The sequence below is a fragment of the Enterobacter cloacae complex sp. 394I7 genome, from assembly GCF_057320345.1.
In genome coordinates, this window is the sequence record NZ_JBXWCR010000009.1 from 64,103 (window position 1) to 81,483 (window position 17,381).

General features: G+C 55.0%; 16 protein-coding genes. 5 read left to right on the forward strand and 11 right to left on the reverse strand.

Annotation, left to right across the window (positions count from 1 at the left end; all coding sequences use genetic code 11):
- Positions 1–57 precede the first annotated feature (57 nt).
- The gene (locus AC2FAP_RS21280; RefSeq protein WP_153853120.1) at positions 58–1,317 is read right to left on the reverse strand and encodes a conjugal transfer protein TraF; all 1,260 of its coding nucleotides are present in this window, start codon (positions 1,315–1,317) and stop codon (positions 58–60) included.
- Positions 1,318–1,538: 221 nt separating this feature from the next.
- Positions 1,539–2,027: a cupin domain-containing protein gene (locus AC2FAP_RS21285; RefSeq protein ID WP_020882843.1), complete on the reverse strand. Its 489-nt coding sequence runs from the start codon at positions 2,025–2,027 to the stop codon at positions 1,539–1,541.
- A 115-nt stretch (positions 2,028–2,142) separates the two neighbouring features.
- Here AC2FAP_RS21285 and zur point away from each other — a divergent pair, with 115 nt between their 5' ends.
- On the forward strand, positions 2,143–2,655 hold the full coding sequence (gene zur, locus AC2FAP_RS21290) for a zinc uptake transcriptional repressor Zur (RefSeq protein WP_014168206.1): 513 nt from the start codon (positions 2,143–2,145) through the stop codon (positions 2,653–2,655).
- Between the two features lie 48 nt (positions 2,656–2,703).
- Here zur and AC2FAP_RS21295 read toward each other — a convergent pair whose 3' ends face one another.
- From AC2FAP_RS21295 to AC2FAP_RS21310, 4 genes are all read right to left on the reverse strand, one after another.
- On the reverse strand, positions 2,704–2,913 hold the full coding sequence (locus AC2FAP_RS21295) for a CsbD family protein (protein ID WP_014168205.1): 210 nt from the start codon (positions 2,911–2,913) through the stop codon (positions 2,704–2,706).
- A gap of 119 nt (positions 2,914–3,032) precedes the next feature.
- Entirely contained in the window at positions 3,033–4,370 is a 1,338-nt protein-coding gene (gene dinF, locus AC2FAP_RS21300) for an MATE family efflux transporter DinF (RefSeq protein WP_279258779.1), read from the reverse strand.
- A gap of 63 nt (positions 4,371–4,433) precedes the next feature.
- Positions 4,434–5,042: a transcriptional repressor LexA gene (gene lexA, locus AC2FAP_RS21305; protein WP_014168203.1), complete on the reverse strand. Its 609-nt coding sequence runs from the start codon at positions 5,040–5,042 to the stop codon at positions 4,434–4,436.
- Between the two features lie 108 nt (positions 5,043–5,150).
- A complete protein-coding gene (locus tag AC2FAP_RS21310; RefSeq protein ID WP_014168202.1) occupies positions 5,151–5,519 on the reverse strand; it encodes a diacylglycerol kinase in 369 nt (122 codons plus the stop codon).
- A gap of 154 nt (positions 5,520–5,673) precedes the next feature.
- Here AC2FAP_RS21310 and plsB point away from each other — a divergent pair, with 154 nt between their 5' ends.
- Positions 5,674–8,094, forward strand: coding sequence for a glycerol-3-phosphate 1-O-acyltransferase PlsB (plsB, locus tag AC2FAP_RS21315; protein ID WP_228176271.1), 2,421 nt, complete (start codon positions 5,674–5,676; stop codon positions 8,092–8,094).
- Between the two features lie 64 nt (positions 8,095–8,158).
- Here plsB and ubiA read toward each other — a convergent pair whose 3' ends face one another.
- From ubiA to malK, 5 genes are all read right to left on the reverse strand, one after another.
- The gene (gene ubiA / locus AC2FAP_RS21320) at positions 8,159–9,028 is read right to left on the reverse strand and encodes a 4-hydroxybenzoate octaprenyltransferase (protein ID WP_025206398.1); all 870 of its coding nucleotides are present in this window, start codon (positions 9,026–9,028) and stop codon (positions 8,159–8,161) included.
- Between the two features lie 12 nt (positions 9,029–9,040).
- The gene (gene ubiC, locus AC2FAP_RS21325) at positions 9,041–9,538 is read right to left on the reverse strand and encodes a chorismate lyase (RefSeq protein ID WP_014168199.1); all 498 of its coding nucleotides are present in this window, start codon (positions 9,536–9,538) and stop codon (positions 9,041–9,043) included.
- 180 nt (positions 9,539–9,718) lie between these two features.
- A complete protein-coding gene (gene malM / locus AC2FAP_RS21330) occupies positions 9,719–10,672 on the reverse strand; it encodes a maltose operon protein MalM (protein ID WP_032681924.1) in 954 nt (317 codons plus the stop codon).
- Positions 10,673–10,786: 114 nt separating this feature from the next.
- Complete coding sequence (locus AC2FAP_RS21335) at positions 10,787–12,097, reverse strand: maltoporin (RefSeq protein WP_020882848.1); 1,311 nt, start codon at positions 12,095–12,097, stop codon at positions 10,787–10,789.
- A gap of 42 nt (positions 12,098–12,139) precedes the next feature.
- Complete coding sequence (malK, locus tag AC2FAP_RS21340; RefSeq protein WP_014168196.1) at positions 12,140–13,249, reverse strand: maltose/maltodextrin ABC transporter ATP-binding protein MalK; 1,110 nt, start codon at positions 13,247–13,249, stop codon at positions 12,140–12,142.
- 372 nt (positions 13,250–13,621) lie between these two features.
- On the opposite strand from malK, the gene malE reads away from it, so the two are divergent.
- From malE to malG, 3 genes are all read left to right on the forward strand, one after another.
- Positions 13,622–14,812 (forward strand): maltose/maltodextrin ABC transporter substrate-binding protein MalE, encoded by a 1,191-nt coding sequence (gene malE, locus AC2FAP_RS21345; RefSeq protein WP_020882849.1) that lies wholly within the window; start codon positions 13,622–13,624, stop codon positions 14,810–14,812.
- 66 nt (positions 14,813–14,878) lie between these two features.
- Positions 14,879–16,423, forward strand: a complete 1,545-nt coding sequence (malF, locus tag AC2FAP_RS21350) for a maltose ABC transporter permease MalF (RefSeq protein ID WP_020882850.1) — start codon at positions 14,879–14,881, stop codon at positions 16,421–16,423.
- Positions 16,424–16,437: 14 nt separating this feature from the next.
- On the forward strand, positions 16,438–17,328 hold the full coding sequence (gene malG, locus AC2FAP_RS21355) for a maltose ABC transporter permease MalG (RefSeq protein WP_014168193.1): 891 nt from the start codon (positions 16,438–16,440) through the stop codon (positions 17,326–17,328).
- Positions 17,329–17,381 lie beyond the last annotated feature (53 nt).

The following is a 17,381-nucleotide window of genomic DNA, read 5'->3' on the forward strand; positions in this document are numbered from 1 at the left end:
AAGGGGGCGCTACTATAGCACAAAGAAAAGCCGGAGGCGCAGCGCCTCCGGTGCACTTTAGAAGGTCATGCTCAGCTGGGCGCCTGCGCCCCAGGTCTCGTCTTCACCGTACAGGCCCATCAGGTCGACATGGACCGTGTTAAACGGTGCAAAACCGACACCGCCAGTAAAGACATTGCTGTCGTTACCTTTCATGTCAGCACGGAAACCCGCACGCACCGCCAGCCAGTTCAGCGGCGTCACTTCGGCGCCTACGCCAACATACTGAGAAGTGTCTTCGCTTTTGAAGCCTTTGGTTTCCGTCAGATCGCCATCGGCGGTTAACGTCACCAGATCGTTATGCCAGGCGGCACCCGCGGTAACCAGAGGGCGGATCTGGTAGGTGTCTTTATAGCTCACCACCTCCCCCGTGCGCCCGTTGCGGATGCGAATGTCTTTGGTGTCGATATCGCGTGACATCAGGTTTTGCCCGCTCACGCCGACCGTCCAGTGCTCACCAAAATCGGCCGCGATACCGGCATCAACGTTAAAGCCGGTGTCGTCAGTACGGTAGCGACTGTCGTTCCACTTGTTGCTGTCATAATCGTAAATGGAGGTGGTGTAGTTATAGACCCAGGTCTTTTGCAGTTTTGGAGTCACGCCAACAGACACCGGAACACCGCCAAGCTCGAACTGACGCGCCACCGCGATACCATAGTCGGAGACAATTGCCGCCCGGCCAGACGCCGTTGAGTTGAGGTTTTTCGTGATTTGATCGGTGCCGTTCAGTGCAGCGTCCAGTGCAACGCCGGCAGCCACCGCATCGCTGCGTTGAATACCGCGCAGGTAATCAATATCTTGCTGATCAATAGAAGAACTGACGCGTCCGTGGGCATAGCCTTTAGCCATAAAGGCCACGGAAAGGACATCGTTAGGAATACTGACGGCTATCCCCGCACCCGCCGTGGCGCGTGCCGTTTTGCCCTTGAGATAATCCAGCTCATCGGCGAGATCTTTCGCCGCGCCCTGGAACTGGTTGATGGAACCTAACGGGTTGGTAATGATCTCAATCGGTGTAAGGTTATCAACCACGTCTTTGTAATGGTTGATTTTATCGTTGATGGTATCAATCTCATCCTGAAGATTGTCTTCATCGGTCACCTGCACGCCAGCGGACGGTAAAATGACCGTCACATCGTCGTCCGGTTTCGCCTTCGCCAGTAGCGCAGGGTTGATTAACGCCCCGCTGCCATAGTTTCCGGCCGCGACACCCGTGCCCCCCATGGCGTCGCTACGTGATTCTGTCCAGGTATTGGCTGCTCCCGCCTGATTTGCCATAAACAAGGAGACAGCGATGCTAACCACCGAAAATTTAAAATGTTTTTTCACAGTATGCTCGTCTTATAGTCTGTTATTAAATAACCCCTGTCTGTTATCTCCCAAACAGGAACGAACTATTGCTGTGAATAAGTGCAAAAAGACCCGCTATTTCCTTAAGTTAAATTCCCGCCAGGCCTGTTGTTATTTGTGACGGCCCTCAATATTTATAGAAGAGGAAATTATTTTTTCCCAGGTTTTCCATCGTGCGGTCCGAAAAACTGAGGAGGGTGGTCTACCCAGCGATCTTCGCGCGTGGCGGCGTACTCCGGATTAAGCGGGTAATAGATACGGTTATGCTTCTTGTTGGCCTCACCGACCACCAGAAGCCGTACCTCTTCGCCGGTGTTGTTGATGAAGGTATGACAGACCCCGGTTCCGGCGGGAAAGCCCACGCTGTCGCCAGGTTCAAGTTTCCATAAATATCCGTTAATCCAGGCTTCAGGGTAGCCTTCAAGCACGTAGATAAACTCTTCTTCGTCGCTTTCAGCATGTGGATAAGAGGTCCGTCGGCCTGGCGGTAAACGCTCATGGTGTATACCAATGCGTCCAAGACCGAGCTTACGCGCCAGCGGTGCGCCAATGGAAAAACGTTCACTACTGTCGGGATAGGTTGAGTCATCTGCGCCTTCTATGTCGCGCCAGTGTCGAATACAGTCAGGTCTTTTCATCGTTTATTCCCCGGATTGCGTTGCGTCAGGTATAGCACAGCCTGGCGGATCTCGGTGTTTTTAGCAGAACATGATAAAGTGGGGGTTTTCCAGCCTATAACATCCGGGGTGCTAAATGGATAAGTCCACAAAAGAGCTGTTAGCGCAGGCAGAAAAGCTGTGCGTGCAACGCAATGTGCGCCTGACTCCGCAGCGCCTTGAAGTATTACGTTTGATGAGCCTGCAGCAGGGCGCGATCAGCGCGTACGATCTGCTTGATCTGCTGCGCGAAAGCGAGCCACAGGCTAAACCGCCAACGGTGTACCGCGCGCTGGATTTCCTGCTGGAACAGGGCTTTGTGCATAAAGTTGAATCGACAAACAGCTATGTGCTGTGCCATCTGTTCGATCAGCCAACCCATACGTCGGCCATGTTTATCTGCGATCGCTGCGGCAGCGTGAAGGAAGAAGGTGCGGAAGGCGTTGAAGATATTATGCATACGCTGGCAGCCAAAATGGGCTTTGCGTTGCGTCATAACGTGATTGAAGCGCACGGCCTGTGTTCAGCCTGCGTAGAGGTAGAAGCCTGTCGTCACCAGGATGAGTGCCAGCACGACCATTCGGTACTGGTGAAGAAAAAGCCGCGTTAACGGCAAAAGAAAAGGCGGCCCGAAGCCGCCCTCAGGGGGAGTAAAGGATTACCAGCGATAATCGTTACGGGTTTCCCAGTCTTTCACTTCGTTTTCAGCACGATCTTTCTCGTAGCCGTAACGTTCCTGAATTTTACCCACCAGCTGATCGCGTTTACCTTCGATGATGGTCATATCATCATCCGTCAGCTTACCCCACTGTTCTTTCGCTTTACCTTTGAACTGCTTCCAGTTGCCGCCGATTTCGTCTTTATTCATAATCGTGTCCTCGTGTTAAGCGTCTGTAGGTTTCGTCCGCTTCGTTCTTTTCTGCTGGACGTGATTATTATTGTAGTTAAGGATCCGGCAGTTGTTTTTATATTCGGAATCTTTAACCGTCACGATATATCGTGGCGGGAAGGCAGCCAGGTGTTATTTCGCCAGTGACGATGCCAGATAAAGGCCAGCGATAGACCACGTAACGCGAGGAAAACCGCCAGAGCCAGCCACAAACCGTGGTTGCCCAGATACGGCAGCGTCAGCAACGTCAGACCAAATCCCGCCGCAGCGACCGCCATGCTATTGCGCATCTCCGCACCTCGCGTCGCGCCAATAAACATGCCGTCCAGCAGATAACACCACACGCCCACCACCGGTAAGATTGCCTGCCAGAAGAGATAGTGACTCGCCAGTTCGCGCAGCGATGGGAGGGAGGTGAGTAAGGCAACGATCTGTTCACCCAGACAGGCGTAAATGAGTGCAAACACCAGCGCCACCAGGCCTGACTGACGACAGGCGGCCCGCCACACCTCGCGGAGCTGGCCGCTTTCGCGTGCGCCATACGCTTGCCCGGAATGGGCTTCAACGGCATAGGCAAAGCCATCCAGCGCATACGCGGTAAAGGTCAGCAGCGTCATCAGGACCGCATTAACCGCGACGATCTCCGGCCCAAGTCGCGCCCCGAAGACCGTCAGCGCGCCAAAGCAGAGCTGAAGCAGTAACGAGCGCAGCATAATGTCGCGGTTAAGCGCCAGCAGCGTGCGGATATTACCGCGCCACGCGGTTTTGAGCACCGTAAGCGAGATACCGCGCAGGGCCAGCACGCGCCAGACCATCCACAGGCCGATGAAAAAGGTACCGTATTCTGCAATTGCCGTCGCCAGCGCGGCGCCCTGCACGTTCATATGCAGACCCATCACCAGCCAGACATCAAGCACGATGTTGAGAAGATTACCTGCCACCAGCAGAATGACTGGCGCACGGGCATACTGCACGCCGAGTAACCAGCCAAGCAGGACCAGGTTCGCCAGTGATGCGGGCGCGCTGAGCCAGCGAATTTCAAGGAAGCGTCGCGCCTGCTCAAGTACCGCCTCGCTCCCGCCAACGACATGCAGCGCCAGATCAAACAGTGGCGTGCGCAACACCACGATCAGCGCACCCGCGCCCAGGGCAAGGATCAAGGGTTGTACCAGCGCACGCGCCAGACGCAACGGATCTTTTGCGCCATACGCCTGAGCCGTAAGCCCGGTGGTACTCATGCGCAAAAAGAGCAGCAGCATAAAAAGGAAGCTGGTTGCCGTCGCGCCGATCGCGACGCCGCCCAGATAAACGGGGGAATCCAGATGACCAATAACAGCCGTGTCTACCAGTCCCAGCAGAGGGACGGTGATATTGGAAAAAATCATTGGCAGTGCAAGACGCCACAATGCCTTATCTGATGTCGTCAGCAGTGACATGAAAAATACCGGCAGTGGAGATTGAATCAGGCTACGGCAGGTCCGTAGCCTGTTATGACATGATTACAGCCATTCACCGTTGCGGATAACCCCAACAGCCAGCCCTTCAATAGAGAAGTTATGTTCGCGGAGATCCACCACAATCGGGGAGAACTCGTTGTTTTCAGGCAGTAACTGGACGGTGTTACCCTGCTTTTTCAGACGCTTAACGGTAACTTCATCGTCAATACGCGCGACCACAACTTGCCCGTTGCGCACGTCCTGGGTTTTATGAACTGCGAGCAGATCGCCGTCCAGAATACCGATATCTTTCATCGACATGCCGCTGACGCGCAGCAGGAAATCTGCGCTCGGTTTAAACATGCCCGGGTCAACCTGGTAGTGACCTTCAATATGCTGTTGTGCCAGCAAAGGTTCACCTGCCGCGACACGGCCCACCAGCGGAATGCCTGTCTCTTCTTCCACCAGCAGACGGATGCCACGCGAAGCGCCCGATACAATCTCAATGACGCCTTTACGCGCCAGCGCTTTCAGGTGTTCTTCGGCAGCATTCGGAGAACGGAAACCCAGACGCTGAGCGATCTCCGCACGCGTGGGTGGCATACCCGTCTGGCCGATATGATCCCGGATGAGATCAAACACCTCTTGCTGCCTGGTCGTTAACGCTTTCATTCCGCCCCCTGGGTGTATATACAGTTATGCTGTGAGTATATACAGTCAAAGGCGATTTTGGAACCAAAAACTGCACAAAAAACCAGGGACTTAATTATTTCTCGAGGCTTATCGGAAATGTGACCAAAGCAGCGTGACCCAGGTGATGACCGCAGTGATAATCGCCAGCAATACGGCAGCAGACCCCATGTCTTTCGCCCGGCCGGAGAGCTCATGGAAATCAGAACCGATACGGTCCACCACGGCCTCAATAGCGCTATTGAGAATTTCCACTATCATCACCAACAGCACGGAGCCGATCAACAAAACGCGGGTAATCGCATCAACATCAAGGAAACAGGCGATAATCACCGCGATGATAGCGGCGACGCCCTCCTGGCGAAATGCGGCTTCATTGACCCACGCGGCACGGAAACCTTTCCATGAATAGCCGGCGGCTTTGATGATTCGGGTTAACCCAGTGGTATTATTGGCCATTAAAAGAACCTTTTAATTAAAATAGCGTCAGTAACAGTAGGCGCAGCGTGTTTCGCTGCTGCCTGAAGTATGACGGGTAACAACAGAAATTTTGCGCGCTTTCTGTTATCCTTGCGCCGCAATTGCATTATTAACCAGAGGCTTTACATCGTTTATGTCCGGCTGGCCACGAATTTACTACAAATTACTTAATTTACCATTAAGCGTCCTGGTAAAAAGCAAGTCTATCCCAGCGGAACCCGCGCTGGAATTGGGGCTCGATACGTCACGCCCAATTATGTACGTTTTGCCTTATAACTCGAAGGCAGACCTACTGACGCTTCGCGCCCAGTGTCTGGCGCATGATTTACCTGACCCGCTTGAACCCCTCGAAGTCGACGGCACTCTGCTGCCGCGCTATGTGTTCATTCACGGCGGGCCGCGCGTGTTTACCTATTACACGCCAAAGGAAGAGTCCATCAAGCTTTTCCACGACTATCTCGACCTGCACCGCAGCAATCCGGGTCTGGATGTGCAGATGGTGCCGGTATCGGTGATGTTTGGTCGCCGCCCGGGCAGAGAGAAAGGTGAAGAGAACCCACCGCTGCGCATGCTTAACGGCATTCAGAAATTCTTCGCGGTCTCCTGGCTGGGACGTGACAGCTTCGTGCGTTTCTCCCCGTCCGTTTCGCTGCGCCGTATGGCGGACGAACACGGCACCGACAAGATTATCGCGCAGAAACTGGCGCGCGTGGCGCGTATGCACTTCGCCCGTCAGCGTCTGGCTGCCGTCGGTCCACGTCTTCCTGCACGTCAGGACCTGTTCAACAAGCTGCTGGCCTCCAAAGCGATTGCCAGGGCCGTTGAAGACGAAGCGCGCAGCAAAAAGATTTCCCATGAGAAAGCACAGCAGAACGCTATTGCACTGATGGAGGAGATTGCCGCGAACTTCTCTTACGAGATGATTCGTCTTTCCGATCGTATTCTGGGCTTTACGTGGAACCGCCTCTATCAGGGCATCAACGTTCATAACGCCGAGCGCGTACGCCAGCTGGCCCATGATGGCCATGAGATTGTCTATGTCCCCTGCCACCGCAGCCACATGGACTATCTGCTCCTCTCCTATGTGCTCTATCACCAGGGTCTGGTACCGCCGCACATCGCTGCCGGCATTAACCTGAACTTCTGGCCAGCCGGCCCGATTTTCCGCCGCCTGGGGGCGTTCTTTATCCGTCGTACCTTTAAGGGCAACAAGCTCTACTCCACCGTATTCCGTGAATATCTTGGCGAGCTGTTCAGCCGCGGTTATTCCGTTGAATACTTCGTGGAAGGTGGTCGCTCCCGTACCGGTCGTCTGCTCGATCCTAAAACCGGCACGCTGTCGATGACCATTCAGGCGATGCTGCGCGGGGGAACCCGCCCGATCACCCTGGTACCCATCTACATTGGCTACGAACACGTGATGGAAGTGGGCACTTACGCCAAAGAGCTGCGCGGTGCGACCAAAGAGAAAGAGAGCCTGCCGCAGATGCTGCGCGGCCTGAGCAAGTTACGCAACCTTGGCCAGGGCTACGTCAACTTTGGCGAGCCGATGCCGCTGATGACCTACCTGAACAACCATGTTCCGGAGTGGCGCGAGTCTATCGATCCTATCGAAGCGATTCGCCCGGCCTGGCTGACGCCTACGGTCAACAGCATCGCCTCTGAACTGATGGTGCGCATTAACAACGCCGGTGCGGCAAACGCCATGAACCTGTGCTGTACGGCGCTTCTGGCCTCTCGTCAGCGTTCACTGACCCGTGAACAGCTTACGGAGCAGCTGGATTGCTATCTCGACATGATGCGCAACGTGCCGTACTCGGTGGATTCGACCGTACCGGTAAGCACGGCAAGCGAGCTTATCGAGCATGCCCTGCAGATGAACAAGTTTGAAGTCGAAAAGGACACCATCGGCGACATCATCATTCTCCCGCGCGAGCAGGCGGTGCTGATGACTTACTATCGCAACAACATCGCGCATATGCTGATGCTGCCCTCGCTCATGGCGGCCATCATCACCCAGCATCGTCGCATCTCGCGTCAGGAGCTGTTGCGTCATGTTGAAACGCTCTATCCAATGCTGAAAGCGGAGCTGTTCCTGCGCTGGGACAAGGACGAACTGGCGACTGAGCTGAATAAACTGACCGAAGAGCTGCGTCGTCAGGGGCTGATTACCGTCACGAACGACGAGCTGCATATCAATCCGTCACGGTCCCGTACCCTGCAACTGCTGGCGGCGGGCGCGCGTGAAACGCTGCAGCGCTACGCCATCACCTTCTGGTTGCTGAGCGCGAATCCGTCCATTAACCGCGGTACGCTCGAGAAAGAGAGCCGGACGCTGGCACAGCGCCTGTCTGTTCTGCACGGGATTAACGCCCCGGAATTCTTCGACAAAGCGGTCTTCAGCTCTCTGGTGCTGACGCTGCGTGATGAAGGGTTTATCAGTGATACGGGCGATGCCGAGCCGGAAGAGACGCTGAAGGTGTACCAGATGCTGGCCGAACTGATCACGTCTGATGTGCGTTTAACCATTGAAAGTGCGACGCAAGGCGAGTGAAGCGTGCAGCGGTCTAATGACCTGCGATGAAAACAAAAACGGCAGCCTTCTGGCTGCCGTTTTTTTACGAAAAGTAGCTCATCGCCAGCCCTAAAAACAGCACCAGACCGACATAGTTGTTATTCATAAACGCCTTGAAGCAGGCTTCACGCTCCCGTTTGGCAATCAGCTTCTGCTGGTAGACAAACAGCATTCCCGCCACCAGCACGGCCCAGTAAAACGCCCAGTTGAGCCCGTTCAGGTAACCCATCGTCACCATCAACGCCAGCACCGCAACCTGCAGGATACCGATGATCAGCTTGTCATGACGTCCGAAGAGGATCGCCGTCGATTTAATGCCAATCTTCAGGTCATCGTCGCGGTCTACCATCGCGTATTGCGTGTCGTATGCCACGGCCCAGAGAATGTTCGCCAGGAACATCAGCCAGCAGCTTAACGGGACGGACTCACTCACCGCCGCAAACGCCATCGGGATCGACCAGCCAAACGCCGCGCCCAGCACCACCTGAGGCAGGTGGGTGTAGCGCTTCATGAACGGATAAACCCAGGCCAGAGCCAGGGCCGCAACTGAAAGCAGAATGGTCATGGTGTTCAGGGTTAACACCAGCAGGAAAGAGAGCAGCACCAGTACGATAAACAGCGTACGGGCCTCTTTTTCGGTCACTTGCCCGCTGGGCAACGGACGATGGGCCGTACGTTTTACGTGCCCGTCGAATTTACGATCCGCATAGTCATTGACCACGCAGCCCGCCGCACGCATCAGCCAGACGCCTGCAATGAACACCCCCAGGATCCACAGCGGCGGTACCCCTGGTGTTGCTACCCATAGCGCCCATAGGGTCGGCCACAGCAGCAGCAGCGCGCCGATGGGTTTATCTGTACGCATCAAGCGGTGATAAGCCAACAGCTTATTCTGCGTCAGGCTCCACTCCATTTTTTCTTCCTCTTAGTACAACGGCGATGCCGGTAAAAAAAGCTCCGTCAGTATTAACGGCTTACCGCTCAGGCGAAGGCGGGAACGACGCCCCCACAGTTCGGCATCGCGACCAATCTCAATAAAATCCCGGGTAAGCTCGGACGACGTGAAAAGATAGCGCCCCAGCGGCGTATTCCCCAGCCGTTGTAGCGCCAGCTCTGGCCCGGAAAGGGTGGACTCGGGAACAACCGTTCGTCCGGCAAGCCATGGCTCACCGTCTGCACAGAGTAATATTTCGCGCAGCCAGTAGCGTTCTTCCTGCGGCAACAGGGGCAGCTCAGAGGCGATCTCAGCGCAAGAGACAAACCCTTCCTGAACCAGGGTCACCGTAACGGTTTTGCCCTGCTGCTCGAAACGTTTAGTCATGGAATCTTCCAGCAGCAGCCAGTCCAGTTGCTCCGGGTCAAGCGCAGGTATTTGGTCGAAATAGCGCAGCGCACGCAGTTGCGTTAGCGCGGGGTGTGACATGCCAGACTCTCCGATACATAACGTAATGGCATTGTATCGCAGAAAAGCGGATTGAGGGGGGCCAAACGTTATTTAACGATCACGATCGCAACAAGAGCGCAACAGCCCGTGTGACACCAAAAAAAGTGCGCCCACTCAGGCGCACTAAACTACTAACAAATCAGCACTGTGGGGAAACGGTTACCCCTTGCCTTTTACACTGCTGATAAAGGTGGAACGGGCAGTGGTTGAACCTAAACGTTCGGCTTCATCAAGCAGTTTCAGCGCTTTGTCGACATCGCCGCGCTTCACCGCCTGCTTAATGGCGTTATTGAAGTATTCTTCGGTGTCGTTCAGTACCGGCTCGGCTTTCTTCGCCGGAGCCGGGGCTGCGGTTGCAGCCGGAGCCGCCGCCGTAGCAACGGGTGCGGCATACACAGGCGCAGCAGTGTTCCCCACCGTGACCGGGCCTGTACCGGATGAACCAAACAGAGGGCCAACCAGTACGCTGGAAGCACTGTTTGTTGAGACTTTCAGCTTCAGCAACCCGTCGGTGACATGACGCGCTAACGGATCCGGGATATCCGGAACAGAGTTACCGGTTCCTTTGGCATAGGCTTTTGCCGGGTCGGTGAGCTTAGTGGTCTGCTGCAAATCTTTATCCGTGGTGAAGACCAGGACATAAATCTTCTGCTGTCCCAGAGCAGGCGTCAGGCGCATTTTGCCTTCGAGGCGGTCAGCGCTCATGACGCCAGGTTCCTGGTAGCCAAAATAGTCGCTCGGGAAGAAGGCAGATGGCGTCAGGTTTTGGTCCAGAATCAGGACGTTAGGCGCAAATACGCTGGTCTGCTTGCTTACTTCGCTGGTCAGCGTCAGGGTCAGCTCACCAATATTGGCCGGGACGCTGAAAGCGGCAACCGGACCGGCAATCCCCGGCACGTTAAGCTGTTGGCCTGCCGCAGAAAGTTGGGTTGACTGGGTTTTGGATTGGTCAACCGGCGTCCAGGTCAGTTGCTGGAGCGCCGCCGCCGGGATGGCAGGCGCAGCGCTGGTATTTTGTGGCACGAAATTGACATCTGCGAAGGTGATCGCCGGAACACAGGCCAGCAGCCCCGCAGAGAGGCACAGCGCGACGAGACTTTTCTTCATTTTCATTGTTATTACCTCTGATAGCGTGAGCACTGCGGTGGCCAGGCAATAGCGCGCAGCACCCTAAGGATAGAGGGGCTTACGCCCCTCTTTTTAGGTCATTACGTCAGGTCTACCGAATTACCACCAGATTTCCATCTGGGCACCGAAGGTCCACTCGTCGGAGTCGCCACGGCTGAAGGTTTTCGCGGAAGTGTCGCTATACGCTACGCCAGAGGTGTAACCTGCGCCTGAGTCGTTGTTCGCATAGCCCCATTTCTCATCCCACTTCGCGTAGGTTGCGAAGACACGGATAGCCGGGCGAGACCAGATGCTGTCGCCTGCCTGCCATTGCTGTGCCAGGGTGATTTTGTATTGGCTGTTTTTCTCGTCAGTTTTCTGAGACTTAACGTTGTCGTAGCCCACTTCAAGCAGGGTGCTCATGATTGGCGTCCATTTGAACATTGGACGCACGCCGACAGTCCACCACTCTGTACCATTGTTGTTGTCACGATCGATATTCTGGTACATACCGACGTACATCAGGTCCCAACGGTCTGCCAGGGTGATTGCACCGTGGTCCAGCACACGCCACATGGAACCGTCGTTATCAATGCTACCGCCCTGCGGAATACCTTTGCCGTTAGAGGTCATGGAGTCCGTACCGTACTGCAGCACGAACTTGTTGAAGCCTTTCAACATGCTCTGGGTGTGCTCAGCGGTGAACAGCCAGCCATCTTTAGAGGCGCCAGGCTGCAGATAGTAGTCGTCAGGAATGTTGGTGTGACCATAGTCAACACCCAGTTCCAGTGTACCACCCGGGTTGGTTTCCAGGCCGGCCAGACGGACGTCGAAGACATCGTTTGGTACTACGTTGTCATAAATACGGTCGCCGTTCGCATCACGATCGGCGAAGGTTGCAGAACCGCCGGACTCAGAAGAACGGGTCGCGGCCAGAGACAGTTTACCGAAGCCCAGATCGATGTTTTCGATACCCGCACCAGGACCAGAGATATCCCAGTAGTAGAAGTCGATCATGTGGACGTCATGACGCTGATAGAAACGCTTACCGGCCCAGATGGTGGAGCCTGGCAGCCATTCAATCAGGTTTTTACCCTGCACGTTTGCTTCACGGAAGGCTGGGCTGGTGGATTCCCAGTCATTCTGCTGAGAAACGGAATACGCAACGTTAGTGTCGAAATAGAAGCTCTTATCGCCCTCTTTCCACACTTCCTGACCCAGTTTCAATTCGGCGTAGGTTTCACATTCGTTACCGAGACGGTATTTACTTTGTGCACCGGTTGCCTGGAAACATTGTTGTTCACCGCCACTCCCGGTCCAGCCAATGCCAGAACGAGCATAACCTTTAAAGTCCACGGCACCCGCGTGTGCAGACAAAATGCCTGCCGTCACGGCGATTGCCAGAGGAAGCTTGCGCAGAGTAATCATCATTCTATCTCCTGAGATCATTGCTTTTCTTTGTAATTGGAATGCTTAAACGCCTGGCTCTTTGTGCAACCGACGACATGCGGTGCCATCCTCACGGAACAGATGGCAACGCTCTGGCGGCAAACCGATAGCGAATGTGGCACCCTCTTCTACCAACACCACGTCATTCTGGCGGTAGACCAGGTTCTGACGGATGGCGGGGATCTGGATATGAATCTGTGTTTCGTGACCAAGTTGTTCGACGACCTGAACGTCACCTTCCAGCGTCACATCGGCGATGTGGCTCGGCAGTAAATGCTCAGGACGAATACCGAGGGACATATTGGCCCCCACCTGTACGTTGGCGCTGTCGACCGGCAGCCACACTTGCTGACGGTTTGGCAACTCCACCTGTACCTGTTCAATGGCTGTCGCGGTCACTTTGACGGGCAGGAAGTTCATCTTTGGCGAGCCAATAAAGCCCGCAACAAAGCGGTCTGCCGGGTAGTGATAAAGCTCCAGCGGTTTACCCACCTGCGCCACGCGACCGGCGTCCAGCACCACAATTTTGTCGGCCAGCGTCATCGCTTCGACCTGATCGTGGGTGACGTAAATCATCGTGCGGCCAAGACGTTTGTGCAGACGGGAGATTTCGATACGCATCTGGACGCGCAGGGCGGCATCCAGGTTAGAAAGCGGTTCATCGAGCAGGAACACACGCGGTTCGGCGACCAGCGTACGGCCAATTGCCACACGCTGACGCTGACCACCGGAGAGGGCTTTTGGTTTACGCTCAAGCAGGTGTGCCAGCTGTAACACTTCCGCCACCTGCGTGACGCGCTGGTTAATCACCTCTTTTTTCGCGCCCGCCAGCTTCAGACCGAAGGACATGTTCTCGGCTACGGAAAGGTGGGGATAGAGTGCATAAGACTGGAAAACCATGCCGACGCCACGTTCGGCAGGCGGAATGTCATTCATTCGGGTATCACCAATCAGCAAATCGCCGCTGGTGATGGTTTCAAGACCGGCAATCATACGCAGCAGAGTTGATTTACCGCAGCCAGATGGGCCGACAAATACCACGAATTCACCTTCGTGGATGTCCAGATTGATGTCTTTCGACACCACAACGTCACCCCAGGCTTTCGTTACATTACGCAGCTGTACGCTCGCCATGCCCTTCTCCCTTCGTTACAACCTGTCACCGACAGAAACATTCAAGATAAGTTCACTATGGGGTATCCATTACTTTCGTGAATCCTCCACCCCCCGGCTTTTTTATGGGGGAGGAGGCGGGAGGATGAGAGAGCAGGCTCTGCGACCGCCGCTGGAGGGCTGAGGCGAAATTCGTGAAGCCACCTGCAAAATTCACTGTGTTTTTATGTGCGCCAGCACTCATAACTTAAATTTATGTAACGGAGATCACACAAACGGGGGGTGGGGCGTAGGGGTTGGGAGGATGGAAAGAGGATGTCAAATAAGGAGACTGAGTCACGTTGAACCACCTCAGTGTATCCACGAGCACATCACCAAAAAAGGATGGCAGATATGAAGATCAAGACTGGCGCACGCGTTTTCGCATTGTCCGCCCTTGCAGCAATGATGATTTCCGCACCGGCTCTCGCCAAAATTGAAGAAGGTAAGCTGGTTATCTGGATTAACGGCGATAAAGGCTATAACGGCCTGGCCGAAGTGGGCAAGAAATTCGAGAAAGACACCGGTATCAAAGTTACCATTGAACACCCGGACAAACTGGAAGAGAAATTCCCGCAGGTTGCTGCAACGGGTGACGGTCCGGACATCATCTTCTGGGCACATGACCGTTTCGGTGGCTACGCCCAGTCGGGTCTGCTGGCTGAAGTGACGCCAGACAAAGCTTTCCAGGACAAACTGTACCCGTTCACCTGGGATGCCGTTCGCTATAACGGCAAGATCATCGCTTACCCAATCGCGGTAGAAGCGCTGTCTCTGATTTACAACAAAGACCTGGTACCCAACCCACCGAAAACCTGGGAAGAGATCCCGAAACTGGATAAAGAGCTGAAGGCGAAAGGTAAGAGCGCGCTGATGTTCAACCTGCAGGAACCGTACTTCACCTGGCCGCTGATTGCTGCCGACGGCGGTTACGCGTTCAAATTTGAAAATGGCAAATATGACGTGAAAGACGTGGGCGTGGACAACGCTGGCGCGAAAGCAGGCCTGACCTTCCTGGTTGACCTCATCAAGAACAAACACATGAACGCGGATACCGACTACTCCATCGCAGAAGCGGCGTTCAACAAAGGCGAAACCGCGATGACCATCAACGGTCCGTGGGCCTGGACCAACATCGACAAGAGCAAAATCAACTACGGCGTAACCCTGCTGCCAACCTTTAAAGGCAAGCCGTCTAAACCGTTCGTTGGCGTGCTGAGCGCAGGTATTAACGCTGCCAGCCCGAACAAAGAGCTGGCGAAAGAGTTCCTGGAAAACTACCTGCTGACCGATCAGGGTCTGGATGAAGTGAACAAGGACAAACCGCTGGGCGCGGTTGCGCTGAAATCCTTCCAGGATCAGCTGGCGAAAGACCCACGTATCGCGGCAACCATGGATAACGCCCAGAAAGGCGAAATCATGCCGAACATCCCACAAATGGCAGCGTTCTGGTACGCCACCCGTACCGCCGTCATCAACGCAGCAAGCGGTCGTCAGACGGTTGATGCTGCGCTGAAAGATGCTCAGGGTCGTATCACGAAGTAAGGCTTTTATCCCCTCTCTCCCCTGCGGAGAGAGGGAGAACAAAATGTGTTGTAGAGGAAGAACCCCATGGATGTCATTAAAAAGAAACACTGGTGGCAAAGCTCTGCCCTGAAGTGGTCTGTAATGGGTCTGCTGTGTCTGCTGGTGGGTTACCTTGTTGTTTTAATGTACGTACAAGGGGAATATCTGTTCGCCATCATGACGCTGATTTTAAGCTCTGCTGGCCTGTATATTTTCGCCAACCGTAAAGCCTATGCCTGGCGATATGTTTACCCGGGCGTGGCCGGGATGGGTCTGTTTGTCCTGTTCCCGCTGATTTGTACCATTGCTATCGCGTTCACCAACTACAGCAGCACCAACCAGCTTGCTCAGGAACGCGCCCAACAGGTGCTGATGGACCGCTCTTATCAGGCGGGCAAAACCTTTAACTTCGGCCTGTATCCTGCGGGCAGCGAGTGGAAGTTAGCACTCACTGACGAAGAAACCGGCAAAAATTATGTCTCTGACGCTTTCAAATTTGGCGGCGAGCAGAAGCTGGCCTTAAAAGAGGCTGCGGCCCTGCCGGAAGGCGAACGCGCTAACCTGCGCATCATTACGCAGAACCGTCAGGCGCTGACGCAGCTTACCGCCCAACTGCCGGACGAAAGCAAAGTGACCATGAGTTCACTGCGCCAGTTCTCCGGGACACAACCGCTCTATACGCTGGCGGACGACGGCACGCTGACCAACAACCAGAGCGGCGTAAAGTACCGTCCAAACAACGACATTGGTTTCTACCAGTCCATTACGGCTGATGGCAAATGGGGTGATGACAAGCTCAGCCCGGGCTACACCGTGACGATAGGCTGGGACAACTTCACCCGCGTCTTTACCGATGAAGGGATCCAGAAACCGTTCTTCGCCATCTTTGTCTGGACCGTGGTGTTCTCCATACTGACGGTGATCCTGACCGTTGCCGTGGGCATGGTGCTGGCGTGTCTGGTGCAGTGGGAATCTCTGAAAGGGAAAGCCATTTACCGCGTGCTGCTTATTCTGCCGTATGCCGTCCCGTCGTTTATCTCGATTCTGATTTTCAAAGGGCTGTTTAACCAGAGCTTCGGTGAAATCAACATGATGCTGAGCGCGCTGTTCGGCATCAAACCGGCCTGGTTCAGCGACCCAATCACCGCCCGCTCGATGATTATCATCGTGAACACCTGGCTCGGTTATCCGTACATGATGATCCTGTGCATGGGCCTGCTGAAGGCTATTCCGGACGATTTGTACGAAGCCTCGGCAATGGATGGCGCGGGTCCGTTCCAGAATTTCTTTAAGATTACGCTGCCGCTGCTCATTAAGCCGCTGACGCCGCTGATGATTGCCAGCTTTGCCTTCAACTTTAACAACTTCGTGCTGATTCAGCTGTTGACCAACGGTGGGCCTGACCGTCTTGGCACCACCACGCCGGCAGGCTATACCGACCTGCTCGTCAGCTACACCTACCGTATCGCCTTCGAAGGCGGCGGCGGTCAGGACTTCGGTCTGGCGGCAGCGATTGCCACCCTGATCTTCCTGCTGGTTGGCGCTCTGGCGATTGTGAACCTGAAAGCAACACGCATGAAATTCGACTAAGGAGGGCACAGAATATGTCTATGGTCCAACCCAAATCTCAGAAACTGCGCCTCTTCGCGACGCATTTAGGGCTGCTGATTTTTATCGCGGCAATCATGTTCCCGCTGCTGATGGTCATCGCCATCTCCCTGCGTGCCGGTAACTTCGCGACCGGGAGCCTGATCCCGGATGAAATCTCCTGGGAGCACTGGAAGTTAGCGCTGGGCTTCAGCGTTGAACACGCGGATGGCCGCGTCACGCCACCGCCGTTCCCGGTGCTGTTATGGCTGTGGAACTCGGTGAAAATTGCCGGGATTACCGCGATTGGAATTGTCGCACTCTCCACGACCTGTGCTTACGCCTTTGCCCGTATGCGTTTCCCGGGTAAGGCCACGCTGCTGAAAGGGATGCTGATTTTCCAGATGTTCCCGGCGGTACTGTCACTGGTGGCGTTGTATGCCTTGTTTGACCGACTGGGCCAGTATGTGCCGTTTATCGGCCTGAACACCCACGGTGGCGTCATCTTCGCCTATCTTGGCGGTATCGCGCTGCATGTGTGGACCATAAAAGGGTATTTCGAAACCATCGACGGCTCGCTGGAAGAAGCGGCGGCGCTGGATGGCGCGACCCCGTGGCAGGCATTCCGTCTGGTGCTTCTGCCGCTGTCGGTGCCGATCCTGGCGGTGGTCTTTATCCTGTCGTTTATCGCAGCCATCACCGAAGTGCCGGTCGCTTCCCTGTTACTGCGTGATGTCAACAGCTATACGCTGGCCGTCGGTATGCAGCAATACCTCAATCCGCAGAACTATTTGTGGGGCGACTTTGCTGCGGCGGCTGTACTCTCCGCCATCCCTATCACTGTCGTGTTCCTGCTGGCGCAGCGCTGGCTGGTGAATGGCCTGACGGCGGGCGGTGTGAAAGGTTAAGTTTCATTTGTTATGCCACTGCAACCCTCAACTTTAGACGTATTGTATTGACC